21 protein-coding genes are annotated in these 23,454 nt (G+C 62.2%); 12 read left to right on the forward strand and 9 right to left on the reverse strand.

Annotation, left to right across the window (positions count from 1 at the left end; translation table 11 throughout):
* The first annotated feature begins 17 nt into the window (after window positions 1–17).
* The 6 genes from ACR3XE_RS02160 (at window position 18) to ACR3XE_RS02185 (ending at window position 8,414) form a co-directional block, all read left to right on the forward strand.
* Window positions 18–524 (forward strand): DUF4402 domain-containing protein, encoded by a 507-nt coding sequence (locus ACR3XE_RS02160; protein ID WP_473699220.1) that lies wholly within the window; start codon window positions 18–20, stop codon window positions 522–524.
* A 222-nt stretch (window positions 525–746) separates the two neighbouring features.
* Window positions 747–1,571 (forward strand): fimbrial biogenesis chaperone, encoded by an 825-nt coding sequence (locus tag ACR3XE_RS02165; protein WP_473699219.1) that lies wholly within the window; start codon window positions 747–749, stop codon window positions 1,569–1,571.
* A gap of 33 nt (window positions 1,572–1,604) precedes the next feature.
* Window positions 1,605–4,391: an MSCRAMM family protein gene (locus ACR3XE_RS02170; RefSeq protein ID WP_473699218.1), complete on the forward strand. Its 2,787-nt coding sequence runs from the start codon at window positions 1,605–1,607 to the stop codon at window positions 4,389–4,391.
* Window positions 4,392–4,657: 266 nt separating this feature from the next.
* Window positions 4,658–6,178 (forward strand): NAD(P)/FAD-dependent oxidoreductase, encoded by a 1,521-nt coding sequence (locus ACR3XE_RS02175; RefSeq protein WP_486185882.1) that lies wholly within the window; start codon window positions 4,658–4,660, stop codon window positions 6,176–6,178.
* Window position 6,179: 1 nt separating this feature from the next.
* Window positions 6,180–6,605 carry a GtrA family protein gene (locus tag ACR3XE_RS02180; protein ID WP_473699217.1) on the forward strand — a complete coding sequence of 142 codons (426 nt, stop codon included), beginning with the start codon at window positions 6,180–6,182 and terminating at the stop codon, window positions 6,603–6,605.
* Window positions 6,606–6,611: 6 nt separating this feature from the next.
* Window positions 6,612–8,414 (forward strand): hypothetical protein, encoded by a 1,803-nt coding sequence (locus ACR3XE_RS02185; RefSeq protein ID WP_473699216.1) that lies wholly within the window; start codon window positions 6,612–6,614, stop codon window positions 8,412–8,414.
* Here the strand turns inward: ACR3XE_RS02185 and msrB are convergent.
* The 4 genes from msrB to ACR3XE_RS02205 form a co-directional block, all read right to left on the reverse strand.
* Window positions 8,411–8,893, reverse strand: a complete 483-nt coding sequence (gene msrB / locus ACR3XE_RS02190) for a peptide-methionine (R)-S-oxide reductase MsrB (protein WP_473699215.1) — start codon at window positions 8,891–8,893, stop codon at window positions 8,411–8,413. The two genes, ACR3XE_RS02185 and msrB, sit on opposite strands and share 4 nt — an antisense overlap.
* 53 nt (window positions 8,894–8,946) lie before the next feature.
* Window positions 8,947–10,203, reverse strand: coding sequence for a cytochrome P450 (locus ACR3XE_RS02195; RefSeq protein WP_473699214.1), 1,257 nt, complete (start codon window positions 10,201–10,203; stop codon window positions 8,947–8,949).
* Between the two features lie 111 nt (window positions 10,204–10,314).
* Window positions 10,315–11,589 (reverse strand): ABC transporter permease, encoded by a 1,275-nt coding sequence (locus ACR3XE_RS02200; protein WP_486185883.1) that lies wholly within the window; start codon window positions 11,587–11,589, stop codon window positions 10,315–10,317.
* Window positions 11,586–12,539: an ABC transporter ATP-binding protein gene (locus tag ACR3XE_RS02205; protein ID WP_473699211.1), complete on the reverse strand. Its 954-nt coding sequence runs from the start codon at window positions 12,537–12,539 to the stop codon at window positions 11,586–11,588. Before ACR3XE_RS02205 ends, ACR3XE_RS02200 begins: the two co-directional genes overlap by 4 nt.
* Before the next feature lie 79 nt (window positions 12,540–12,618).
* Here ACR3XE_RS02205 and queG point away from each other — a divergent pair, with 79 nt between their 5' ends.
* Entirely contained in the window at window positions 12,619–13,671 is a 1,053-nt protein-coding gene (queG, locus tag ACR3XE_RS02210) for a tRNA epoxyqueuosine(34) reductase QueG (RefSeq protein ID WP_473699210.1), read from the forward strand.
* Here queG and ACR3XE_RS02215 read toward each other — a convergent pair.
* Window positions 13,660–14,034 carry a hypothetical protein gene (locus ACR3XE_RS02215; protein WP_473699209.1) on the reverse strand — a complete coding sequence of 125 codons (375 nt, stop codon included), beginning with the start codon at window positions 14,032–14,034 and terminating at the stop codon, window positions 13,660–13,662. The genes queG and ACR3XE_RS02215 overlap by 12 nt on opposite strands.
* A 24-nt stretch (window positions 14,035–14,058) precedes the next feature.
* Complete coding sequence (locus ACR3XE_RS02220) at window positions 14,059–14,799, reverse strand: EI24 domain-containing protein (RefSeq protein ID WP_473699208.1); 741 nt, start codon at window positions 14,797–14,799, stop codon at window positions 14,059–14,061.
* Between the two features lie 65 nt (window positions 14,800–14,864).
* Between ACR3XE_RS02220 and ACR3XE_RS02225 the strand changes: the two genes are divergently transcribed.
* Window positions 14,865–15,863 carry an adenosine kinase gene (locus tag ACR3XE_RS02225; RefSeq protein WP_473699207.1) on the forward strand — a complete coding sequence of 333 codons (999 nt, stop codon included), beginning with the start codon at window positions 14,865–14,867 and terminating at the stop codon, window positions 15,861–15,863.
* Here ACR3XE_RS02225 and ACR3XE_RS02230 read toward each other — a convergent pair.
* The 3 genes from ACR3XE_RS02230 to tsaD form a co-directional block, all read right to left on the reverse strand.
* Window positions 15,860–17,392, reverse strand: a complete 1,533-nt coding sequence (locus tag ACR3XE_RS02230; RefSeq protein ID WP_473699206.1) for a lipopolysaccharide biosynthesis protein — start codon at window positions 17,390–17,392, stop codon at window positions 15,860–15,862. The two genes, ACR3XE_RS02225 and ACR3XE_RS02230, sit on opposite strands and share 4 nt — an antisense overlap.
* A 90-nt stretch (window positions 17,393–17,482) precedes the next feature.
* Entirely contained in the window at window positions 17,483–18,478 is a 996-nt protein-coding gene (locus tag ACR3XE_RS02235) for an NAD(P)H-dependent glycerol-3-phosphate dehydrogenase (RefSeq protein ID WP_473699205.1), read from the reverse strand.
* Window positions 18,475–19,509: a tRNA (adenosine(37)-N6)-threonylcarbamoyltransferase complex transferase subunit TsaD gene (gene tsaD / locus ACR3XE_RS02240; RefSeq protein ID WP_473700263.1), complete on the reverse strand. Its 1,035-nt coding sequence runs from the start codon at window positions 19,507–19,509 to the stop codon at window positions 18,475–18,477. Before tsaD ends, ACR3XE_RS02235 begins: the two co-directional genes overlap by 4 nt.
* A 63-nt stretch (window positions 19,510–19,572) precedes the next feature.
* On the opposite strand from tsaD, the gene hemC reads away from it, so the two are divergent.
* From hemC to ACR3XE_RS02260, 4 genes are read left to right on the forward strand one after another with little or no spacing between them, the layout of a single operon-like run.
* Window positions 19,573–20,523 (forward strand): hydroxymethylbilane synthase, encoded by a 951-nt coding sequence (hemC, locus tag ACR3XE_RS02245; protein WP_473699204.1) that lies wholly within the window; start codon window positions 19,573–19,575, stop codon window positions 20,521–20,523.
* Complete coding sequence (locus ACR3XE_RS02250) at window positions 20,520–21,227, forward strand: uroporphyrinogen-III synthase (RefSeq protein WP_486185884.1); 708 nt, start codon at window positions 20,520–20,522, stop codon at window positions 21,225–21,227. The genes hemC and ACR3XE_RS02250 overlap by 4 nt, the downstream gene beginning before the upstream one ends.
* Window positions 21,228–21,237: 10 nt before the next feature.
* Window positions 21,238–22,152: a mitofilin family membrane protein gene (locus tag ACR3XE_RS02255; RefSeq protein WP_473699202.1), complete on the forward strand. Its 915-nt coding sequence runs from the start codon at window positions 21,238–21,240 to the stop codon at window positions 22,150–22,152.
* A 43-nt stretch (window positions 22,153–22,195) separates the two neighbouring features.
* Complete coding sequence (locus ACR3XE_RS02260; protein ID WP_473700262.1) at window positions 22,196–23,398, forward strand: acyl-CoA dehydrogenase; 1,203 nt, start codon at window positions 22,196–22,198, stop codon at window positions 23,396–23,398.
* The last annotated feature ends 56 nt before the right edge of the window (window positions 23,399–23,454 follow it).

Consider the following 23,454-nt stretch of genomic DNA (forward strand, 5'->3'; position numbering starts at 1 on the left):
TTTGAGGGACCAATAATATGCGCAAATTTGGAATGAAGGGCGCCTTGGTTGGCGCCGTTGTCGCCGCTCTGGCGATTGCTCCGGCGGCACAGGCTGCTTCGGCGACGGGTACGGCCAAGGCGAAGATCCTTCGCCAGATCACGCTGACCAATACCAGTGACCTGCAGTTCGCAACGATCATCAGCGGCACCACCGCGTCGACGGTTGTCGTATCGAACGCTGGCGCGGCCACGTGCGGTTCGGGTCTGACCTGCACCGGAACGACCACTGCTGCCAATTTCGACATCCAGGGCACCAATAATGCCGTGGTTCTGGTTGGCGGCGCCAGCAGCGTCACGCTTAATGGACCAGCGAGCAGCACGATGAGTGCGGCGCTGAGCTATTCGGCTTCGTCGGTGACGTTGACCAATGGCCCGGGCACTGTCGGCGGTAGCTTTCAGGTTGGTGGCACGCTGAGCGTGGGCGCGAACCAGGAAGCTGGCGATTATTCGGGCACGTTTAACGTGACTGCCAACTACCAATAAGCCCTGTCAGGGGTCGGCAGGCTGCGACCTGCCTGCCGGATGAAAGGGGTCGCCGGAGCTTTGGCTTTGGCGACCCTTTTTTCGTGCGCGTCCAAAAAGCGTGGCGAAAAGGTTAAGATCGCGAACATGGTTAGCAGATTATCAACCATATAAGCGCAACAGGGATGCGACCAATGGGGCGGCGTCCGTCGCCCTGCACCAACGATTGTGGGGATCGTATCCATGTACCGACTTTTCAAAGCCTTACCGCTATTCCTGTGCGCTGCGCTGGCCACTGCTAATGCTCCGGCGCACGCGGCTGGCGATCTGCTCGTCGCGCCGACGCGGGTCGTACTCGACGGATCGCGCGGCACCGAAGTGGTGCTCAACAATATCGGGTCTGAGCCCGCGACCTATCGCATCTCGCTCGAAATCAAACGCATGACCGCCGCTGGCGGGCTTGATGACGTGGCCGAAGAGGCCGCAAATCCGGAAGAAAAGGCGGCGCTCGACATGATCCGCTTTAGCCCGCGCCGCGTCGTCCTGCCGCCCAATCAGCCGCAGGTCATCCGCATCGGGGTGCGCGTGCCCGATGGCACTGCGCCGGGCGAATATCGCGCCCATATGCTGTTCCGCGCCGTACCTGATGCCGTTCCGGCTACCGCCCGCGCCGCCGGACAGACGAGCGGTGTCGCGATCTCGCTGACGCCAATCTATGGCATCACGATTCCGGTGATTATCCGCGTTGGCGATCTGGGGGCCGAGGCGCATATCGGCAAAGCCTGGGTGAGTGATGAGAAAGGCGAGCCCGCCTTTAACTTTGACCTGACGCGTACCGGCACCCGGTCGGTCTATGGCGATATCGAAGTGACGCGGCCGGGCGTAGCCGAGCCGCTGTTGCTGGCGCGTGGGATCGCGGTTTATCCTGAAGTTACAGACCGTAAGGTATCTTTGCGGGTGCCGCCAGAGCTGGCGGCGACGCTCAAAGGGCCGGTCCATATCCGCTATACCGAGGACCGCGAATTTGGCGGAGGCACGATTGATGCCGCTGATCGGGTGGTGAACTGACGCGCGGGCGGGGCGACAAAAGAGGCCGCCGCGATGCGCGCGTCCCTCTGTCGATGGCGGCTGGCCCTGTTGGCCGGTCTGGCGCTGGTCGGGTCCGCCCCGGCTGGCGCTGAAAGCGTTTCCGCGCCGACTGCCCCGGCCCCGATGGCGACCGTGGCAAAAGCCGGTTGGAAGGCCAATGTCGACGATAGCTGGCTGTTCGACCTGCGATCGGGGCAATATCGGCTCGGCGACGGGGTGCGCGGGTATCAGACACCGCAGGGTGTGTGCGTGGACCTCGGCGATGTCGTGCTCGCGCTCGATCTGGCGGTGCGCGTCGACAAAAAGTTGCGCCGCGCAACGGGCTGGGTGTTCGATGAGCGTCGCAGCGTCCTGATTGACCGCGATAAAGGCGAAGCGCGCATCGGCAGCCGCAGTTTCGCCATCGCGCCCACCACCATCCGCGATACGCCCGAAGGCTGGTGCGTGCAGGTTGCCACATTGTCCGAATGGCTGACCCTGCCCATCGTTCCCGACCTGTCCAACGCGGTTTTGCGAATTGAATCAAAGGAAAAGCTGCCGTTTCAGCTCGCCGCCGAACGCCGCGCGCGCGCCGCGGGCCTGCGCCCGAAGGTTCAGTTCGACCTCGCCAGCCTGCCGCAGGCGACGCGGCCCTATCAGACATGGCAGACGCCGTCGGTGGACGTCGTTGCTTCGACCGCTGCCGTCTCCGACAAGCGCGGCGGGGCCAATTTTCAGGCGCGATATGAGATATTTGCCGCTGGCGAGCTGTTCAACCACAGTTTCGATGCCCGACTGTCATCCGACGACAAGGGGGTACCCGACAGCCTGCGGATCCGCGCCTATCGCACCGATCCCGGCGGCAATTTGCTCGGCCCCCTGCATGCCACCCATTATGCGCTGGGCGATGTCAGCCTGCTATCGACGGGGCTGGTCTCGCAGTCCGCCCCCGGACGCGGCGCCGTCCTGACCAACCGACCCGTTGAACGCCCGGATAGTTTCGACAAGACAGACTTTCGCGGCGACCTTCCGGCAGGCTGGGATGCCGAACTCTATCGCAACGGGCAGTTGCTGGCCTTTACCAGCCCCGATGCCGCCGGACGCTATGAATTTCTGGATATTCCGCTGCAATATGGCTCGAACCGGTTCGAGATCGTGCTCTATGGCCCGCAAGGCCAGATCAGACGTGAAATCAAACAGATGCAGGTCGGGATGGACTCGATCCCACCGCAGCAGACCTGGTATTGGGCCGGTGTTGCACAGGAAAATGCCGATCTTCTCAACCTCAGTGGCGGGCGGGCTGCGTATCGGCGGGGCTGGCGCGGGAGCGCGGGGATCGAGCGCGGACTCGATACGCGCACATCAGTCGCCGTCTATGCGCATAGTCTGGTGATCGAGAATATCCGGCGCACTTATGGCGAAGCCGCGCTACGCCGTTCGATCGGCCCCACATTGCTTGAGGTTGCGGGCGCCTATGCCAGCGACGGTGGCATGGCCGTGCGTGCCAACTGGCTCGCCGCCTTTGGCGAAACCTATATCCGCGCCGATGCGATGCGCGGCTGGAACGGTTTTGTGTCGGATAGATTTGTCAATAATGTGAACGGCCTATATTCAATTTCGCTCGATCAGTCGGTCAAATTGGGCCGCACCGTGCTGCCGCTTCATTTTGATGTGCGGCAGATCGACCGCCAGTCGGGCATTTCCAGTTTGGAAGCGTCGGCGCGTGCGTCGGCGAGTTTTCGCGCCATGACTTTTACCGGTCAGCTCGACTGGACGCGTACCAAAACACCCTTTGGCCCCGATCCGCCCGCCAATCTCACCGCATCGCTGCTTGCCAACGCCCGCATTGGACGCGTTCGCCTGCGCGGCGAGGCGCGCTTTTCGCTGTCGGGACAAAATGCCGACACGCGGATGACAGTGATCGGCGAATGGGCCGGCAAGGGCGACAGCGAATGGCGTTCCGAGCTGGGTTATGACCGCGGACTCGACCGTTTTCGCGTCGGGCTGGGGCATAGCAAGCGATTCAAACGATTCCAGCTTAGCGCCTATGGCGAAGTGGCCAGCGACGGGTCGGTCGCGGGCTCGCTTTCGCTTGCGTTCAGCCTTGGCCCCAAACCGGCTGGCGGTTGGCGCGTGTCGAGCGAGAAGCTTGCCAGTCGCGGCCAGGTGACCGTCGAGGTGTGGATGGACGACAATGGCGACGGGATTCGTCAGCCGAACGAAGAAGCGATGCCCGATGTGCCGTTGACCGCCGGAAATGCCTTTGTCGAGGCGGCCACTGACGCACAGGGGCAGGCGATGGTTGACGGGCTGGAGCCGTTCCGTCCGGTGATGATCGGAATCGACGCGGGCAGCCTGCCCGACCCTTATGTTCAGCCCGCTTTGCCCGGTGTTGTTGTCACGCCGCGTCCCGGTGTGGCGATCCATGTCGCGTTGCCGATGGTGGCGGCGGGCGAAATTGACGGGGTGATGATCCGCGATGGTGGCAATCCGATCGAAGGATTGACGCTGGAACTGGTCGATGCCGAAGGCCGCGTCCGCGCCACCACATTGACCGAGTTTGACGGATATTTCCTATTCGAAAGCGTGGCTTATGGCCGATACACGGTGCGTATCGGCAAAGATTCGGCGGCGATATTACGCCTCGACCCCGGCTTTACGACGGTGGCGCAGCCGGGCAAGGCAAAGGCGCGGGTCAAGCTGGGAACACTGGCGCTCAAACCCATCGCGCGCGGATTGGCAAGCACAGCTGCGGTCCCCGAAGACGGCGTCAGCGCGCGCGGCCCGCCGGACGACGCGATGGCGAGCGGTCTGCCATAGCTATTTGGGTGTTGCGGTGTCTGGGATCGGGTTTGAAGTCGCCGCCATCCCCGCCCTCTCGTCATGCTGAACTTGTTTCAGCATCCATGGCCTGACGCCGCACCCCTAGGCCATGGACCCCGCATCAAGTCCGGGGTGACGGTTGATAAAGGCGGATGGCGCTGACGGAAAATGCCCGACGATAGCCCGTTTTAACCAGCCTTTAACCATGATGTCCGAAAGCGGAGGAGAAGCCGTGACAGGTGCGGCCAAGAGGGACATATTTTATGGCGAAATCAGCAACCAGTGCCGATGTGGCCATCGTTGGAGCCGGCCCCGCCGGCCTGACCGCCGCCTATCTTTTGACCAAAGAGGGCTATTCGGTGACGGTGATCGAGAAGGATCCGACCTATGTTGGCGGGATAAGCCGTACGGTCGAACATGAGGGCTTTCGCTTTGACATTGGCGGCCATCGCTTTTTTTCGAAAAGCGAAGAGGTCGTCGCCCTGTGGAACGAAATTTTGCCCGATGACTTCATCCAGCGCCCACGGATGAGCCGCATCTATTATGAGGGCAAATTTTACAGCTATCCGCTGCGTGCCTTTGAAGCCCTGTGGAACCTCGGCATATTTCGTTCGACGCTGTGCATGATCAGCTATGCCAAGTCGAAAATGCTGCCCAACCGCAATGTTCGTAGTTTTGAAGACTGGACGATCAATCAGTTCGGACGGAAACTTTATTCCATATTTTTCAAGACCTACACCGAAAAAGTGTGGGGGATGCCGTGCGATGAAATGTCGGCCGACTGGGCGGCACAGCGCATCAAGGGTTTGAGTCTGGGCGCCGCCGTGATCGACGGGCTGAAGCGCAGCCTGGGGCTGAACAAGCGCCCCAATGATGGCATGGAGAACAAAACCCTACTCGAAACCTTTCGTTACCCGCGGCTGGGGCCGGGGATGATGTGGGATGCGGCGCGCGACAAGGTCGTCGCTGGCGGCAACCATGTTGTGATGGGCCATGCGCTCAAGCAATTGACGCAGGACCAAAAAACCGGACGCTGGCGGGTTACGGCGACCGATGCCGACGGCAAAGCCATGGTCATCGATGCGGAGCATGTCATCAGTTCGGCGCCGATGCGCGAGCTGGCGGCACGTGTCCATCCGCTGCCCGACTGTGCGTTGCATGCGGCCCCGCAATTGAAATATCGCGACTTTCTGACCGTCGCGCTCAAAATCCGGTCGGAGGATCTGTTCCCCGATAATTGGATTTATATCCATGATGACAAGGTGCAGGTCGGGCGCGTGCAGAATTTCCGCAGCTGGTCGCCCGAAATGGTGCCGGATCCGGCGATCGCCTGTGTCGGCCTTGAATATTTCTGTTTTGAAGGCGACGGGCTTTGGTCGTCAAGCGATGACGATCTGATCGCGCTGGCGACCAAGGAAATGGCGATTTTGGGGCTGTGTAGCCCTGACGATGTCGTCGGCGGCGCGGTGGTGCGGCAGGAAAAGGCCTATCCGGTCTATGACGATGACTATGCCCTGCATGTCGAAACCATGCGCGCTGAGCTGGAGGCCAGGCATCCGACGCTGCACATGGTCGGGCGCAACGGGATGCACCGCTATAATAATCAGGATCATGCGATGATGACCGCGATGCTGACCGTGCGCAATATTGTCGCCGGGACGCGGGTTTACAACATATGGGGCGTCAACGAGGACGCCGAATATCATGAAAGCGGCACCGAGGGTGAGCAAGCGGCGCTGGCATCGGTGCGTGACGTACCGAGCCGTGTTGGCAAAGCCGCCTGAGATGACGGGGGGCACGCTTTGGCGGCGTGGTGTCGCGCGGCTGCACCAGATCGTCTATTTGCGCTATGTCGGTGCAAGTGGTGCGGCGCTGGCCGCCGATATGGGGCTTTTCCTCGCGCTGCTCTCCACCGGATGGGGCGCGGCACTGGCATCGGCGATCAGCTATTCGGCCGGAATCGCTGTTCACTGGCTGATTTCCACGCGTCTCGTCTTTGTCGATGCGGCAAAAACTGCCGGGTCTGACCGGACCCGCCAAAAGGCGCTGTTTCTGGGATCGGCGCTCGCCGGATTGGGGCTGACAGTCGCAATTGTGGCGATTGGCGATGCCTGGGGCTTTGACGCCCGTATCGCCAAGCTTGTGGCGATTATCCTAAGCTTTCAAACGACTTATGTGCTGCGCAAAACCATTGTTTTCGCGGCGCGCTGAGCGGCGATGACGCGCACGCCCGCTTTCTCGTCGGCCCCGCGAGCGTGGTGCGGCGACCTGTTATGGGCGCTCGGCCTCGCGCTTGCGGTGATGGCGGTGATGGTCGCCCAGTCATGGGCGGCGATTCACACCATGGCGTTTCGCGATGGCGACGATGCGCTTCGTCTGGTGCAGGTGCGCGATTTGCTGGCCGGACAAAACTGGTTTGACGTCAGCCAGCACCGTATCAATCCGCCCACTGGCGGGCTGATGCACTGGTCGCGGCTGATTGATGCGCAAATTGCCGGTCTGATCCTGATGCTGCGCCTCTTTCTGGAGCCGGTTCTGGCGGAGCAATGGGCGATTGCGCTCTATCCGCCGCTGTTGCTGATGCCGTTATTTGCGATGATTGCGCTGGTATTGCGCCGCCTGAGCGACGACGCGCGCATTGTGCCCATTGGCCTGTTTCTGGCCGCCACAGGCGTTTCCTTTCTCCATTATTTCGTGCCGCTACGCATCGATCACCATAATTGGCAGGCGATTCTGTCGACGGCGATGTTGGCCATAGCGCTTGGGCACCCCAATCGCCGCAATGGGTTGCTCGGCGGGCTGGTGATGAGCCTGCATCTGGCTGTGTCGCTTGAGGCGCTGCCCTATGTCTTTATTTTCGGCGGCGTTTTTGCGCTCGCCTGGTTACGCGACCGTACTGCCGCGCCGCGGCTTTTTGCCTATGTCGCAGGACTGGCGCTTTTTGCGCCTTTGCTTTTGTTGGCGACGCGCGGGGTGGCAGGGGTGCGCGGTGACTGGTGCGATGCCTGGTCGGCGCCCTATTTGTTCGCGACCTTTGTTGCCGCCTCGGTTTTGCTGGCGGGCGGCGCCTTGCTGCGCGATCGCGACGACTGGCGCCTGCGTCTTGGCACGCTGGCGTTTGCGGGTGCGGTGGGTGCGGCGGTGTTTGTCTGGCAGGGGCCAACCTGCCTCGCGGGACCGTTCGGGGCGCTGGAGCCGCTGGTGCGCCAATATTGGTACGTCAATGTGTTCGAAGGTCAGCCGGTGTTTCGCCAGCAGCCCGTGCAGATCGCGCTGTTGTTGGTGCCATCGCTGGTCGGGTTATTGCTGGCGCTGCGGTGGTGGTGGAAACTGCCTGCCGGGCCGCTGCGCGCGCGTTGGGGCGATATGTTGTTGATTTTGCTGGGCAGTGTGATGCTGTCGATGCTGGTCGCGCGCACCACCGCTGTCACCCATATCTACACGCTGCCCGCACTGGCCGTGACCGGATGGGCGTTATGGCGTCATGCCAGGGCGCAGGTGTCGGCACTGGCGCGCATTGCCGGGTCGCTGGCAGTGTTGTTGGTTGTTCCGCCGGTTTTGGGCGGACTTTCCATGGCGGCGGCAGCGGTGCTGACAGAGCCGGTCAAGAAGAGCGGGCACCTGCTGTCGGCCTGTCCGACGCGCGTGGATCTGAAGGGTTTGGCGGGGCAACCGCCGGGGCTGGTGCTGTCGGCGATCGACATTGGCCCGATGGTGCTCGCCTATACACCCCATGCGGTCGTCGCGACGGGTCATCATCGCAATCATGCGGCGATGAATCGTGTGATCAGCAGCTTTGCCGCGAAGCCAGAGGCGGCCGAAACCATCGTGCGTTCGACCAAAGCGCATTGGCTGCTTATTTGTCCGGAGCAGCCCGAAATTGGCAATATCGCCAAGACACGACCGCACAGCCTGGCGGCGATGCTGCGTGCCGGTCAGGCGCCTGTGTGGTTGAAACCGGTCGTATTACCCGCCGGGTCAGCGGCGCGTCTCTATCGCATCGCTCCGCCCGGAAATTAGGCGGGGCGGAAGGTCAGGGCGGTGCCGTTCATGCAATAGCGCTTGCCTGTCGGCTTTGGTCCATCGTTGAAAACATGGCCCAGATGCCCGCCACAGCGGCTGCAATGCACTTCGGTGCGCGGGACGCCGATGGCATAGTCGGTGCTGGTGGCAATGCCGCCCTTGAGCGGTGCCCAGAAACTCGGCCAGCCGGTCCCGCTCTCATACTTGGTCTTGCTGCTATACAGCGGCAGTTTGCAGGCGGCGCACAAGAAGGTGCCGGCGCGATGTTCGTCATTCAATGCGTTGCTGAACGGGCGCTCGGTCGCAGCTTCGCGCAAAACGGCATATTGGGGTGCCGTCAGACGCGATTTCCATTGTGCGTCGGTGAGCCGCCAGCCGGGTGCAGCCTTGGGTCGCGGGGCGGCGAACAGCATCGGGGCGACAAGCATGGCACCGCCAATTGCGGCACCGGCGAACAGGAATCGACGGTTTATCATAGTCATTATACGCAAGAACGGGCCGAAAGGTTACATGTGGATAACCGGCGGCGTTAATAGCGTTCCAGCTCGACCATCATTTTTTTATAGCCATGCACAAAGCTGGCGGGGACGCGTTCGGGCTCGGCGATGACATTGACGCGCAGGCGACGGCGCTGCATTTCCGATATGAGCGCGGTAAGCTGTAGCTCGGCCACCCGCGCCCCAACGCAGCGGTGGATGCCATAGCCAAAGGCGAGGTGACGGCGGGCGTTCTCGCGGTCGACGATGATCTTGTCACCATCGGGAAAGACGCTCTCATCGCGGTTCGCCGAGGCATACCAAAGCGCGAGCTTGTCATGTTTTTTGATCTGGTGCCCGAACAGCTCTGTGTCCTCGGTCGCGGTGCGGCGCATATGCGCGAGCGGCGTTTGCCAACGCAGGATTTCGTGCATCGCATTGACCGCCAGATCATGGTCGTGATTCTCTTCCAGCTTGCGCCGCTCGTCGGGAAACTGGCTCAGCCCATAGGCATAGGATGACATGGAATTGCGGGTCGTATCGTTACCGCCGACGATCAGCAGCACCAGATTGCCCATGAATTCATGCTCGCTCATATGGCGCATCGCGTCCGATTGCAGCATGACCGAAATCAGGTCATGCTCGCCCGGCTTCTTGGCCTTGCTGTCCCATAACTCTTTGAAAGCCGCCCCCATTTCAAAGGCGGTGGCGAGGCGCGCCTGACGCTGTTCGAGCGTGTCGGCATTTTCAATATCGCCCAGAACATCGGACCAATGGGTCAGTTTATGGCGGTCTTCCCACGGAAAATCGAACAGGATGGCGAGCATCTGGGTCGTGAGATCAATCGACAATTTCTGCACCCAGTCGAACGGCTCTCCGACCGGTAGTTTGTCGAGGGCATCGCTGGTGCGCTTGAGCGTGTCGGCGCGCAGCCGCTCGGTCTCGGCGGGGCCGAAAGCGGGGGCGACGGTGCGGCGTTGGGCGCTGTGCTGCGGCGGATCCATGGCGATGAACATCGGCATCGGGATCTCTCCCTCGCGCAAATGTTCGACCCCGTCACCGGCGACGGTGATGCCGCCCAATTCCCATGAGGAAGAGAAAATCTTGGGTAGCGCTTCGACATGCTGGATCGGCTTATAGGTTGTCACCGACCAATAAGGACCGAATTTGGATTCGGGACAGTAGTAAATGGGGTGTTCGGCGCGCAATTTCGCCATTGGTTCCTGCCAGCGATCCTCCGCCCACATTTCGGCGCGCGACACATCGAGCGGGTTGATAGTTTCGGGTTCGACCCGGATCTGGGTGGCCATAGGAGCGTCCTTCCACAACAGCGTTCCCCGTCTGATCGACAGACGATGGATTTCCGTTGCAGAATGCCACTATTAACAACTTTGTCAATGAAGCCAGGACCAACCCGGCGCTTATTTCGACAGACGGTCGCGACGCCGCCAGAATTTCCAGCTGCTCTGGCCGCTTAGCACGCCAGACCGGAACAGCCGCACCGATAGCGCAAGGACCAGCCCGACCCACAGCGCCTGCCAACCAAGGGCGATCAGGTGAACGGCGTGCGATGGGTCGCTTGCCGCGCGCGCAGCCATGGCCAGCGGCGACGAGAAGGGAAAAATCTGCGCGATCATGGCCAGCGTTGACCCCGGCGCACTGGCCGCAGCCGACGAAAGGCTGAACACCCCGACCTGAAAGATGGTGATCGGCAGGCTGAGCATCTGGATTTCGCGCACCGTCCCTGCCTGCGCACCCACGCCAAGGAATACAGCGCCAAGCAACAGAAATGACATGATAAAATAAAGGAAGCTGATGATGATGAAAAAGGGCCATCCGGTTGCCGGGGCGGGAAGTGTAGCCAGCGGACCACTCATCATCTGCTGCGCTTGGGCACTGTTCGCGGCCAAAGTGGCGGGGTCGGCCTGCAGGGCAAAGATGGCGCCTCCCGCCACAGCCATGATCGCCCAAAACAGGATGAACAACGTCGCGACGCCGAGCATACCGAGCAATTTGCCGAGGAACACGCTTTCGAGTGGAACGGCGGCGGCGAGGATCTCGATGACCTTGTTCCCCTTTTCCTCGGCCAGCGAACTGACGGTTTGACCGGCGAGCAGCAAGGTCAGCAGAAAAATAACGAAAACCGCACCAAAGCCGATCGATTGGCGGGCGGCGACGCTGGGGCCATTCCCCGCCTGCGATTCGAACTGCGGTTTGACGACGGGGAGGGGGGTGGCGCTTTCGCGCGTGCGCAGCGCTTCGGTCGCGAGCAAAACCAGATAGCGCCCCGATGAGCCGTCGCGATTGCGCTCGATGATGCGCGGGGAGGCAAGCGGTCCGCTCATCACCGCATAGGTGTCATTGCCCTTTTCCTTGGCGATGGCTTTCGGGTCGCTGTCCTTGCTGCCCAAGATGCGAATTTCCAGCGTGGCCGGACGGCTCGATCCGGCAAGCGCCTGACGCAAACGCGTATCGGCGGCGTGTAAGGCTTTGGCATCGACCGGGTTGGCCACTGCGACAATGCGTCCGGCGCCCCGCGCGCTGTCGGCAAGCTGCGAGGCACCGAGCCCGCCCGCCAGTGCCATGGCAAGCATGAACAGCGGCGCGAGCAGGAAGATGAAAAAGGTCGGCGTCGCGACAATCGACAGAAAATCGCGGCGCGCGACAACGAACATACTGCGAAGAAAAGGGGTCATGCCAGCGCCTCCGCATCGGAAAGGTCGGCGCTTGCGTCATATCCGGCATCGACCTGACGCACGATATGGACAAAGGCGTCGTGCAAGGCAGGGCGCGCAATCGACAGCCCCGCGACCCCGAGGCCGCTGGCAGTGATCTTGCCGAGCAAAGATTCGACCCCCTTGTCGTCAATGGCAAATTGCCAGCCTTCGCCCACTCGCTGGGCATCGGCGGGCAGGATGGCTGCGACGGCGGCGCTATCGTCGCTGTGGCGTGGTGTATAACGCACCTGCATGGGAAGCAGGGCGCGCGCATCCTCCACTGTGCCTTCAAAGCGTCGCTTGGCACCCGCGATGATCGCCAGCCGGTCGCACAATCGTTCGGCATGGGCCATGACATGGGTTGAAAATAATATGGTCGCGCCGCGCGTCTGTTCGCGACGCACCAGCATTTCCAGTCGTTCCTGATTGACCGGATCAAGTCCCGAAAAGGGTTCGTCGAGGACGATCAGGTCGGGGGCGTGGACGATGGATCCGATGAGCTGAACCATCTGGGCCATGCCCTTGGACAATTTACGGATTTTTTCGTCCACGACGCGATCAAGCCCGAGTTCGCCCATGAAGGTGGCGGCGCGGTGGCGTCCCTCGGCCCAATCGAGCCCGCGCAGCGCGCCCATGAAGGCAATCGCTTCCCGCGCTTTCATGCCGGGATAAAGGCCGCGCTCTTCGGGCAGATAACCGATGCGATGCCGCACGGCCCGCGGCAGTTGATCGCCGAACAAACGGCTTTCGCCCTCGTCGGGATCGATGACACCCAGCATCATACGGATGCTGGTGGTCTTGCCCGCGCCATTGGGGCCGAGTACGCCGCAAATGCTGCCCACCGGTACCGTAAGCGACACATCATCGACCGCTTTATAGCTGTCAAAATATTTGGAGAGGCCGCTTGCCTCGACGCAATATTCGGTCAAGCTGCTGTTCCTGTGTCCATTACCATCGGCTAGCCATGCGAAGAAATGGCGCGCGAAACAAGCGGAGAATTAACGGCCAATGGTTTCAGAAAGCTTGCCAGTGTTGGAAGAAAGGCTGCGCGATGCGGCGGTGGAACTGGGTTTTGCGGCCTGCGGAATTGCCGTCGCCGATGCCGCACCACAGGCGGGAGCGCGGCTACATCAATGGTTGGCCGAGGGCTGTCATGGCGGCATGATCTGGATGGAAGGGCGCGCCGAACAACGGGCCTCGCCGGCAGGGCTGTGGCCCGAAGTCCGGTCGGTCATCGCATTGGGGATGAGCTATGCGCCGTCCCATGACCCTCTTGCGCTCGCCGAAGAACGCGATCGCGGGCGGATTTCGGTTTATGCACAGGGTGCCGATTATCATGACGTCGTGAAAAAGGCGCTGAAGGCGCTGGCGCGCTGGTTGATTGCCGAAGTTCCCGACACCCAGCTCAAGGTGTTCGTCGATACCGCGCCGGTGATGGAAAAGCCGCTGGCCGAGGCCGCCGGGTTGGGCTGGCAGGGCAAGCATAGCAATCTGGTGAGCCGCGATCATGGCAGCTGGCTGTTTCTTGGTGCCATATATACGACGCTCGACCTGACTCCCTCGCAGGCGGGACGTGACCGGTGCGGCAGCTGTTCGGCGTGTCAGACCGCATGCCCGACCGATGCCTTTCCTGCGCCCTATCGGGTCGATGCGCGGCGCTGTATCTCTTATTTGACCATCGAGCATGACGGCCCGATTCCGGAGGAATTTCGCAAACCCATCGGCAACCGCATCTATGGCTGTGACGATTGCCTCGCCGTGTGCCCGTGGAACAAATTTGCCCAAAGCGCTGCCGCGCATCGCGCTTTCCTGCCACGCGCAGAGCTGGTTGCGCCCGCGCTCGCCGATTTATTGGCGCTCGACGATGCCGATTTTCGCCGTGTCTTTGCCGGTTCGCCGATCAAACGCATCGGGCGGGGGCGGATGGTGCGCAATGCCGCGATTGCGGCAGGGAATAGCGGCGATGCGGGGCTGGTGCCCTTGCTTTCAACCTTGGTCGAGGACGAAATCGCGATGGTCGCCGACGCGGCGCAATGGGCGCTCGATCAATTAGCGTCGTAGCGCGTTGATGCAGCTTTCGACCTCGGCTGTGCGGCCATCGGGGGTGCGGGCATCGGCGTGGGTGGCGACCGCGTCGGATCCTTTGCGTCTGGCATAGAAATAGACATCGAGAACGCAGGCCGCGCCGACAAATTGCAGTTTGCGCCCCGGACCGTCGCTGACGTCAAGGCGCGCAGGGCCAAAGAGGCGGCTGACCGCTTCGGCAGAGCGGCCGGTTAGCGTGCTGTCATCGACGCCGCTGGGGCGTGTGGCGGGGGGCAGCTTTACCGTGGGCGTTCGCGGTGGAGGCGCCCCGGCGGCGGCGCATCCGGCCAGGCTGGCGCCCAATAGTAATATCGTCATCAGGCGGGTTGGACGGATCATGGCTGCTCGCACTTCAAGGTTGATTTATCGGGAGATTTTGCCGGTGGCACCGGCCTCGCGCAAATGGATCATGTGCACGGCCATAGCCGCGCCGAGCATCGGTGCCAATAAATTGGCGACGGGAACCAGAAAAGCTGCGGCGGACAGTGTGCCGAGCGCCCATCGTGCTGCGCGGCCAAGACGCGGCGCAGCGGGATGGCGCGCCAGAATCATCGCCTCCAGATCACGGCCCAGCAATATGGCGTTGACCGCCAGCGCGAACAAAGGCGTCCCGATTCCGGTAACAAGCAGCAGGATATAGAAAGGCAAAGCGAGCAAATTTCCCGCGATCAACCGCGCGATGGACGCGAGGCCGAGGCGGATATTTTGTTGCCAGCCGACGTCCACGGCCCGCGCCGCCATGTCGGAATAGTGGCGCGTCTCGACCTCGGCGACAATGGCGTCGGCAAACAGGCCGATGACCGCAATCGCCACTCCGCGAAACGCCAGCCATGCAAGTGCAACCAAGGCAATCGCGACGAGCGCGCCAGCAGCATTGCTCTCGATCGGCTGAAGCCCGGGCCATTGGGCCAATGCCCAGCGTGCGGAATAGAAGAGCACACCCCCTGCAACTCCCATCACCAGCAAGGTAAGCGCGAGGCTTTGTGCCAGCAGGCGCAGCACATGCGGGCGCGGCAAATCGCCGAGCGCGAGGAAAAAGGCGGTGATGGCGCGGGTCATAGCCGACAGCGATGCGTTGCCCGGGGCAGCGGCGTCAAGCGCCATGCTTGCCTTAGCCCTTCGCTCTCCCTAAAGCCCGCACGACATTTTCTTGCTCGACTGGATATTTTATGACCAACGCCGCCCGTTTTGATGTTGTTGCCATTGGCAATGCGATTGTCGATGTGCTCGCACGCGCCGATGATGCGCTGATCACATCGGAGGGGCTGACCAAGGGGTCGATGCGCCTGATCGATGCGGGCGAGGCCGAGCGTCTGTATGGCGCGATGGGGCCGGCGGTGGAAATGTCGGGCGGATCGGCGGCGAACACATTGGCCGGACTGGCTGCGCTTGGCCGGCGCTGCGGATTCATCGGGCAGGTCGCGGCGGACCAGCTCGGACGGGTCTTTGCCCATGATCTGACCTCGCTGGGAGTCGATTATACCACCCCGTCGCGCGAAGGCGAACCGCCGACGGCGCGCTGCCTGATCCTTGTCACCCCCGATGGCCAGCGGACGATGAACACCTTTTTGGGTGCCTCGCAATTTTTGCCCGCGACCGCGCTCGACGAGGCGATGATTGCCGATGCGAACATCCTCTATCTCGAAGGCTATTTGTGGGACCCCGAAGAGCCGCGCGCCGCGATGCGCCGCGCCATTGATGTGGCAAGCGGTGCCGGGCGCAAGGTCGCTTTCACCCTGTCAGACGCTTTTGTCATCGACCGCCATGGCGATGATTTCCGCGCACTGATCCAGGACGGCCTGATCGACATATTATTCGCCAACGAAGTGGAAATTTCGGCGCTGACCGGCGAAAAGGAGTTCGACACCGCCGTGGACAAAGTGGCGGCGCAGGTACCGTTGCTCGTCGTAACCCGCGGCGAACAGGGCGCCATCGCGGTTAGCGACGGCGAACGCCATAAAGTGTCCGCCGAACCCATCGACCAAGTCGTTGATACCACAGGCGCCGGAGACCTCTTCGCCGCCGGTTTCCTGTCGGGCCATGCCGAGGGTCGTTCGATCACCGATTGCCTGACCATCGGGTCTTTGTGCGCCCGTGAGATCATCGCGCAAGTCGGCCCGCGCGCGCAAACGGACCTAACCTCGATCGTCGCTCAGCGTTTGGGTTAAGCGGGTTCTCCCGCCGCGTCATTGGCCTTTTTGCCGCTGGCGAACAACGCGCGGTCGGCTGGGCCAAATCCGCGAGTCCAGATAAGCCAGCTGTAAATGGCAAGGATGAGCGGGACTCCGATCAGCAGCTCGGCCCATTCGGGGAGTTGTGTGGCCCCCCAGCCGAGAACCGCAGCGCCAGACGTGGCCCACACCAGAGCCCAGCGCATACTGTTGACCGGTGCGCCCAGCAATTTGGCCAGCAGTCGTGCCTTGACCACCGAGGCAAAGCCGAGCGCAAGCATCAGCGCCAGTGCAACAGCAGCAGCATAATATTCGGGCGGGAGCCCGCGATATTGCGCGAATTTGATCAGCGCGACGCTGAGGATGGCTTGCAAGGCGAGGGTCGCGAGACTGATCGCCAGATTACGATGGCGCGCCACATAAACCAGCGCCGCTTCGCTGACCACGGCAGTGGCGGCGACCACTTCGGCGGCGAGCAAAAAGGCGAGCGCACCGGTCCCGCTGACAAAGGCCGGACCGACGAGCCCCATCACCGCTTCGCCGGGGATGCCCAGCGCGAGAGCGACGCCCGCTTGCGCGGCGATGATCCAGAATCCGACCTGGCTGACCTGTGCAGCGACAGCCGAGAGACGCTTCTCGGCGAGGTTGCGTGTGATGACCGGGCCGAGGATCGGTTCAAAGCTGGTTTTGAGCTTCTGCGGCAATGACGCGACCTGCTGTGCCATGTAATAGACACCATAAATGGTCGGCGAAGTGAATTGGCCGAGAATGAACAGGTCGAGCCGCCGTGTCCCCCATTCGATGGCATCTGCAGCGGCAAGCGGCAGATTTCGGCGCGTGACGTGGATGAGCTTGGCTGGGTGAGGGTGCCAACCCACCGGGCGACCATAGTGGCGCAGCATCGGAACCAGCGCGGTCGCGAATGTGGCGAGCATCGCCGCGACATAAGATAGTATCAGCCCCTCGCGCAGCGAATAAAAGGCAAAGCCAAAGGCGGCAAAGCTGATCACCCATGGCTCGACAATCGACCGCGCGCGCACCGTCGCCCCGATATCATAATGATAGGCGCAGGCGGCGAGTGCGATATCGGTGCCGGCAATCGCAAAGATGACGAGCGGCAGATAGCGGTCAAAACCGGCGATATGACCGCCGGGAAACATGAACTGGGGAAACAGCATCAGAACCGTCGACCCCAGCGCCGAGGCGAGAAACGCAACGAACATGCCGTCCCACACCACCGTGCGGGGGTCGGCATCGGGTGCGCTCAATTGCTCGGCCAGTCCGCGCTTCAGACCCAATGTGGCCAGTTGCGCGACCAGTTCGACGACGAGTACGGCAAAGGCAAAGCGGCCCACCGCTTCGGCGCCATACCAACGTCCGGCAAAATAGAGAAAGGGCAACCGCGCAACGAGGCGTAGAATAAAGCCCAGAAAATTGGTGCGCCCGCCCTTTGCCAGAGCGGCGGCGTCGGCATCACCCGCAGAGGCTGGAGGCGATGACGCAGGCGCGCTTTGTGTGTCAGTCAAGCGTGGCGTCCCCTCTCGTCCTCGCATGACAAGGTTTAGCGTGGCGCAGACATGCTGGCAATTGTCTCACTGGAGAGGCCTGATCACTGGTCATCGGATTTCGGGTTGCAACGGCCGCGCGAGCAGCGCGCGGACAACGGCGTCGACTTTTGCATCGCCGGCCACCAGTTGGGCGACCGCCGATATGATCGGCATATCTATGCCCTCGTTGCGGGCGGCAGCGGCGATAACCGGCGCGCTGAAGGCGCCTTCGGCAATGGTGCGGCGATCAGCGAGCAATTCGGCAGCAGGTGTGCCATGCCCCAGCCCCAGCCCCAACGCATAGTTGCGCGAGTTGGCCGAGGTGCAGGTCAGCACAAGATCGCCCAGCCCGGCCAGACCGGCGAGCGTTTCGGCCTCTGCTCCGCGCGCGATGCCATAGCGGGTCATTTCGGCAAAACCGCGGCTGATAAGCGCCGCGCGCGCGTTGAGGCCCAGCCCCGCTCCGTCGACAATGCCGCAGCCGATAGCGAGGACATTTTTGACCGCGCCGCCGATTTCGGCGCCGATGACATCGCGGCTGACATAGGGTCGGAAGTGCGGTCGCGCGAGCGCGCGGGCAAGATCGTCCGCGAGATCGGCGTCGTTGGCGGCGAGGGTGATCGCGGTGGGCAGCGCGGCGGCAACCTCATGGGCAAAGGTCGGGCCAGACAAAATGGCGCAGGCGCGCCTAGGCTGAACCTCGTGCGCCATGTCGATCGGAAAGGCAAAGCTGCCTTTCTCCATACCCTTGCTGCACAGGATAAGTGGCGCCTCGCTAGCGGGAAGTACGGCGAGGACATCGCGCAGAAAGGGGACGGGCACGACGATGAGTAAAGCGTCGCAGGTTGCAAGATCGGGCAATTCCGTCGTCGCGCTGAGCGTTGCGGAAAGCGGGCAATCGGGCAGGAAGGTTGCGTTGATATGGTCGCGGTTGATAGCGGCAACGACATCGGCCTCGCGCGCCCACAGGCGAACCGGCGCTCCGTCAGCCGCCAGCATCTGTGCCAGTGCGGTGCCCCAAGCACCGCCGCCGACGACACCGAAGTGAGAGAAACGTGCCGTCATGCCTTCACTCCTGCACCGCGTACCAGCTCGGCCTCTGGGTCCAGAGGCCAGCGCGGGCGTGCCGAAACCGACAGCGGGTCGGTCAGTCCGGCGGCAAAGCGTTCAACCCCCGCCCAGGCAATCATCGCGCCATTGTCGGTACAGAGCCACAGCGGCGGCGCGACAAAGGGGCGATGAAATTCGCCGGCAAGATCGCTGAGCGCATCGCGAATCGCGCCATTGGAAGCGACGCCTCCCGCGACAACAAAGGCCGTGGCATCGGGGCTGGCGGCGAGTGCAAGGCGGCTGCGGTCGACCAGACAATCGACCACCGCTTGCTGAAACGAGGCGGCGAGATCAGGGACACTGTTCGCGCCGGTTGCGACGGCACGGGCAACCGCGCTTTTGAGACCGGCAAAGGAAAAATGGGGTTCCTTGCTACCGACCAAAGGACGTGGCAGCGCGACGGCGCGCGGGTTGCCCTTGGCGGCGGCGCGTTCAACCTCTGGTCCGCCCGGATAGCCCAAATTCAATAATTTCGCTGTTTTATCAAAAGCCTCGCCCGCCGCGTCGTCGATGGTTGTTGCGAGGCGGCGATAGACGCCGACTCCGCTTACATGCAGCAACTGGCAATGGCCGCCCGACACCAGCAAGAGCAGATAGGGAAAGTCCAGATCGGGCGCGGTGAGTCGCGGGGACAGCGCGTGCCCTTCCAGATGATTAACCGCGATCAGGGGCTTGCCCGCTGCATGAGCGAGGGCTTTGCCGGTGACGAGCCCGACCATGACGCCGCCGATCAGCCCTGGTCCTGCGGTCGCGGCTATGGCGTCGACGGCCGACAGCGGCACCCCCGCATCGGCGAGAACGCCCTCGACAAGAGGCGTCAGGCGTTCAACATGCGCGCGCGCCGCGATTTCGGGAACAACCCCGCCAAAGGGTTGATGTTCGGCCTCTTGGCCAGCGATATGATGCGCCAAAATGCGCCGGTCGCTGTCCACCAGCGCCACCGCAGTTTCGTCACAACTTGATTCAAGGCCGAGGATGAGAGTCATAATATTACGTTTCTCCATACCCGCCCCTTTATCGACAGGGCAAGCCGCGCTAGCAGCAAGGTGATGACCAAGCAGAATTCCCCTTCACCCGATCAGCCACTTCGCCTTGGCACCCGGGCGTCGCCTTTGGCGGTAGCGCAGGCCGAAATGGCCGCCGCTGCGCTGGTTCGCGCGCATGGGTTGGCGGCGCAATCGATTGAAATTGTCCCGATGACAGCCACCGGCGACCGCATTCAGGACCGTGCGCTCGCCGAAGTCGGGGGCAAGGCGCTGTGGACGCGCGAGTTGGACGCGGCACTTGATGCCGGAACCATCGATTTTGCGGTTCATTCGCTGAAAGATGTGGAAACTGTGCGCGACCCGTGCTTTTCCGTGGCTGCGATGCTGGAGCGCGCTGATCCGCGTGACCGGTTGGTGGTTCGTGCCGATTGGGACGCCGTGACCATCGCCGACTTGCCGCAAGGCGCGCGGTTCGGGACGAGCAGCCCGCGCCGCGCGGCACAGATCAAGCGGCATCGGCCCGATCTGGCGATTGCCCTTTTACGCGGCAATGTTGCGACGCGGCTGGGTAAGATTGCGGCTGGAGAGGTCGATGCGACATTGCTCGCCGCGGCCGGGCTCGATCGGCTGGGCATGGCGGATGTCGGGACGGCGCAGTCAATAGAGACGCTGCTGCCTGCGGCATCGCAAGGCGCCATTGGCATCGAATGTCGCTCCGAAGATGCGCGCATCCAGGCGCTGCTCGCGGCGGTCGATCATGCACCGACGCGCGCGGCGGTTGCGGCAGAGCGCGCATTTCTGGCCGCGCTGGGCGGCGATTGCCGGTCTCCCGTTGCGGCACATGCGCGGTTGCGTGACGGGCAATTATGGCTGTCCGCCGAAATATTCTCTGAAGATGGCGGTGATTGCGTTGCCGATACGGCGATCATTGCGGTTGAACCCGATGCGGGGCGGCTTGCGCAGCAGATGCTTTCTGCCGGCTCAGCCTCAATTCGTGCACTTTTCTCTCCATGAGCCAAAATCTGCCGTTGGTCATCACCCGGCCTTTGCCAGGGGGAGAGGCGAGTTTGCTGCGCGCTCGCGACATGGGGCTTGATGCCCATCTGGCCCCGCTTTTTGCGGCGCGTGCAATCGGTTGGACGCACGACGGTGCGGATTGTTTTGACAGTCTGCTTTTGACTAGCGCACAGGCGGCTCGGCTCGGCGGGGCTGGGCTTGCCCATCTTCAAAACTTGCCCTGCTATGCGGTCGGCGAAGCCACAGCGGCGGCGGCGCGGGCGTCAGGGTTGAACGTGGTGATGGTTGGCGAGGCCGATGGTCAGTCTTTGGTTGACGCCATGACGTATAAACAAGACACTGGGAAACAAAGAATTTTGTGGCTTTGTGGCCGTGAACATAGCGCGTTGGATCCCGGCGCGACGACGCTGGTCGCTCGCCCCTGCTATGCCCTTGATCCGGTGGAGCCGCCACCTCTCTGGCACCAGATGATTGCCGCTCCAGCTGTGCTGATGGCTTATTCGCCGCGCGCTACGGCCCATATGGCGGAGTTGGTGGGCCAGTCGCGTGCTCATTTGACGGTGGTGGCGATCAGCGCGGCGGCTGCGGCTGCGGCTGGTGAGGGCTGGAATGGCTGTTTTGCGGCGTTGCAGCCTAATGACACAGCAATGTTGGCGCTGGCTTGCGCTTTGTGCCACAAGGATGAAAAATGGGGTCGTTAAAGAGTGAAACATGGCAATTGATAGCAGCGACAAGTCTGGGCGCGTGGAATCGCATAGCCAATCGACGGGAACATCGACGCGCACGTTGATCATTGGTGCCGTCGTCCTGTTGATTATTGGCGTGATTGGCGGCGGCTGGGCGATGACGCGTCTGTTGACGAACGATACGCCGGTGGCGGAGAAGCTGGCCGACAATTCGACGGAACCCGATGCCGCCACGGCGACAGCGGTTGATTCAGAGCAGGCAGCTGACGCCAATACGTCGCGGCAGGCATTGGTCGTGGCGCCGGTCGACGGCGCCAATGCGCTAGCTGTGCGCGTTGCCGAGCTGGAACAGCGCCTGTCGCGGATTACACTGGAGGCCGAATCGGTTTCGGGCAATGCCTCGCGCGCCGAGGGACTTTTAGTGGCCTTTGCGGTGCGCCGTGCGCTCGATCGCGGGCTGTCCCTGGGCTATCTGGATGCCCAGTTGCGCCTGCGCTTTGGCGATGATCAGCCCAATGCGGTCAAGACTATTATTGAAACAGCGCGCGATCCGATTACGCTGGAACAATTGCGCGCAAGGCTGGATGAACTGGCCCCGCAATTGGTCGGCCGGACAGAGGGCAGCGGCAGCCTGTGGACCGGATTCCGCCGCGAACTGTCTGAGTTATTTGTGGTTCGTCCGGCTGGAACCTTGTCGACACGCGCATCGGAGCGGCTCGATCGGGCGCGGCGTTATCTGAGTGGTGGTCAGGTGGACAAGGCCATCGAAGAGGTCGATGCCATGCCGGGCAAGGATGCGGCGAAGGACTGGCTGATCGATGCCCGCCGCTATCATGAGGCGCGCCGTGCGCTTGACCTCATCGAGACCGCCGCGATATTGGAACCGCGTGACAATCCGAGTGCGGCCTTGCCCGCGAAAAAGACCAACAACCCGAACTGACGGCGGCCTTGCGCAGCCAGCAGCGGAATAGAAAGCCCGTATGATGGCCCATGCCGATCCGCAGAGCGTCGTGGCGCTCGACCCCTTTGATCCTTTCCTGCTCGACGCCCAGTTGAGCGACGAAGAGCGGATGGTGCGCGACACCGCGCGCGCCTATGCCGAGGCAGAATTGCTGCCGCGCGTGACATCGGCCTTTCTGGACGAGCGGTTTGATCGCGAGATTATGACCGAAATGGGCGCGCTGGGGCTGCTTGGTGCGACGATTGCTCCTGAATATGGCGGCGCGGGGCTGAATTATGTGAGTTACGGGCTGATCGCACGCGAGGTTGAGCGCGTCGATTCGGGCTATCGGTCGGCCTGTTCGGTGCAAAGTTCGCTCGTGATGCACCCGATCAACGCCTATGGCAGCGAAGAGCAGAAGCAACATTTCCTGCCCGGTTTGGCAAGCGGCGATCTGGTCGGATGTTTTGGTTTAACCGAACCCGATGCCGGGAGCGACCCCGGTGGGATGCGGACCCGCGCCGAAAAGATCGAGGGCGGATACCGGATCAACGGCGCGAAAATGTGGATCACCAACGCGCCGATCGCCGATGTATTTATCGTTTGGGCCAAATCCGACGCGCATGATGGCGCGATTCGTGGCTTTATTCTTGAAAAGGGCATGAAAGGCCTGTCGGCGCCCAAGATCGAGGGCAAGGTATCCTTGCGTGCATCGATAACCGGCGAAATCGTCATGGACGGTGTGACCGTCGGAGAGGATGCCTTGTTACCGCATGTGTCGGGGCTCAAAGGCCCGTTTGGCTGTCTCAACCGCGCACGCTTCGGAATTGGCTGGGGCGCGATGGGCGCGGCAGAATTTTGTTACGAAGCGGCGCGCCAATACACGCTCGACCGCAAACAGTTCGGGCGTCCGCTCGCTGCCAACCAGCTTGTGCAACTGAAACTCGCTAATATGCTGACCGAGATTGCGCTGGGCTTGCAGGCCGCGCTTCGGGTGGGCCGGCTGATTGATGAGGACCATGTGGCCCCCGATATGATCAGCCTGATTAAGCGCAACAATTGCGGCAAGGCGCTCGACATGGCGCGCGTCGCGCGTGACATGCACGGCGGAAACGGGATTTCAGCCGATTATCATGTCATCCGCCATGCGGTGAATCTGGAAACGGTGAACACCTATGAAGGGACGCATGACGTCCATGCGCTGATATTGGGCCGCGCGGTTACCGGCATCAGCGCCTTTTCCTGATATGAAAAGGGGCGCCGCAACGCGCGACGCCCCTTGTTCATCAGGAGGAGAGACTT

The sequence above is a fragment of the Sphingopyxis sp. 10G20-10 genome, assembly GCF_057365075.1.

What these genes read in the sequence shown, in the direction of transcription:
- ACR3XE_RS02170 (WP_473699218.1), top strand. Translation starts at nt 1,605, where the DNA reads ATGCGCGCGTCCCTCTGTCGATGGCGGCTGGCCCTGTTGGCCGGTCTG.
- ACR3XE_RS02175 (WP_486185882.1), top strand. Translation starts at nt 4,658, where the DNA reads ATGGCGAAATCAGCAACCAGTGCCGATGTGGCCATCGTTGGAGCCGGC.
- msrB (WP_473699215.1), bottom strand. Translation starts at nt 8,893, where the DNA reads ATGATAAACCGTCGATTCCTGTTCGCCGGTGCCGCAATTGGCGGTGCC.
- ACR3XE_RS02235 (WP_473699205.1), bottom strand. Translation starts at nt 18,478, where the DNA reads ATGACGGCACGTTTCTCTCACTTCGGTGTCGTCGGCGGCGGTGCTTGG.
- ACR3XE_RS02185 (WP_473699216.1), top strand. Translation starts at nt 6,612, where the DNA reads ATGACGCGCACGCCCGCTTTCTCGTCGGCCCCGCGAGCGTGGTGCGGC.
- ACR3XE_RS02220 (WP_473699208.1), bottom strand. Translation starts at nt 14,799, where the DNA reads ATGGCGCTTGACGCCGCTGCCCCGGGCAACGCATCGCTGTCGGCTATG.
- ACR3XE_RS02180 (WP_473699217.1), top strand. Translation starts at nt 6,180, where the DNA reads ATGACGGGGGGCACGCTTTGGCGGCGTGGTGTCGCGCGGCTGCACCAG.
- ACR3XE_RS02200 (WP_486185883.1), bottom strand. Translation starts at nt 11,589, where the DNA reads ATGACCCCTTTTCTTCGCAGTATGTTCGTTGTCGCGCGCCGCGATTTT.
- ACR3XE_RS02195 (WP_473699214.1), bottom strand. Translation starts at nt 10,203, where the DNA reads ATGGCCACCCAGATCCGGGTCGAACCCGAAACTATCAACCCGCTCGAT.
- ACR3XE_RS02165 (WP_473699219.1), top strand. Translation starts at nt 747, where the DNA reads ATGTACCGACTTTTCAAAGCCTTACCGCTATTCCTGTGCGCTGCGCTG.
- ACR3XE_RS02260 (WP_473700262.1), top strand. Translation starts at nt 22,196, where the DNA reads ATGGCCCATGCCGATCCGCAGAGCGTCGTGGCGCTCGACCCCTTTGAT.
- queG (WP_473699210.1), top strand. Translation starts at nt 12,619, where the DNA reads ATGGTTTCAGAAAGCTTGCCAGTGTTGGAAGAAAGGCTGCGCGATGCG.
- ACR3XE_RS02215 (WP_473699209.1), bottom strand. Translation starts at nt 14,034, where the DNA reads ATGATCCGTCCAACCCGCCTGATGACGATATTACTATTGGGCGCCAGC.
- ACR3XE_RS02250 (WP_486185884.1), top strand. Translation starts at nt 20,520, where the DNA reads ATGAGCCAAAATCTGCCGTTGGTCATCACCCGGCCTTTGCCAGGGGGA.
- ACR3XE_RS02160 (WP_473699220.1), top strand. Translation starts at nt 18, where the DNA reads ATGCGCAAATTTGGAATGAAGGGCGCCTTGGTTGGCGCCGTTGTCGCC.
- ACR3XE_RS02255 (WP_473699202.1), top strand. Translation starts at nt 21,238, where the DNA reads ATGGCAATTGATAGCAGCGACAAGTCTGGGCGCGTGGAATCGCATAGC.
- hemC (WP_473699204.1), top strand. Translation starts at nt 19,573, where the DNA reads ATGACCAAGCAGAATTCCCCTTCACCCGATCAGCCACTTCGCCTTGGC.
- tsaD (WP_473700263.1), bottom strand. Translation starts at nt 19,509, where the DNA reads ATGACTCTCATCCTCGGCCTTGAATCAAGTTGTGACGAAACTGCGGTG.
- ACR3XE_RS02225 (WP_473699207.1), top strand. Translation starts at nt 14,865, where the DNA reads ATGACCAACGCCGCCCGTTTTGATGTTGTTGCCATTGGCAATGCGATT.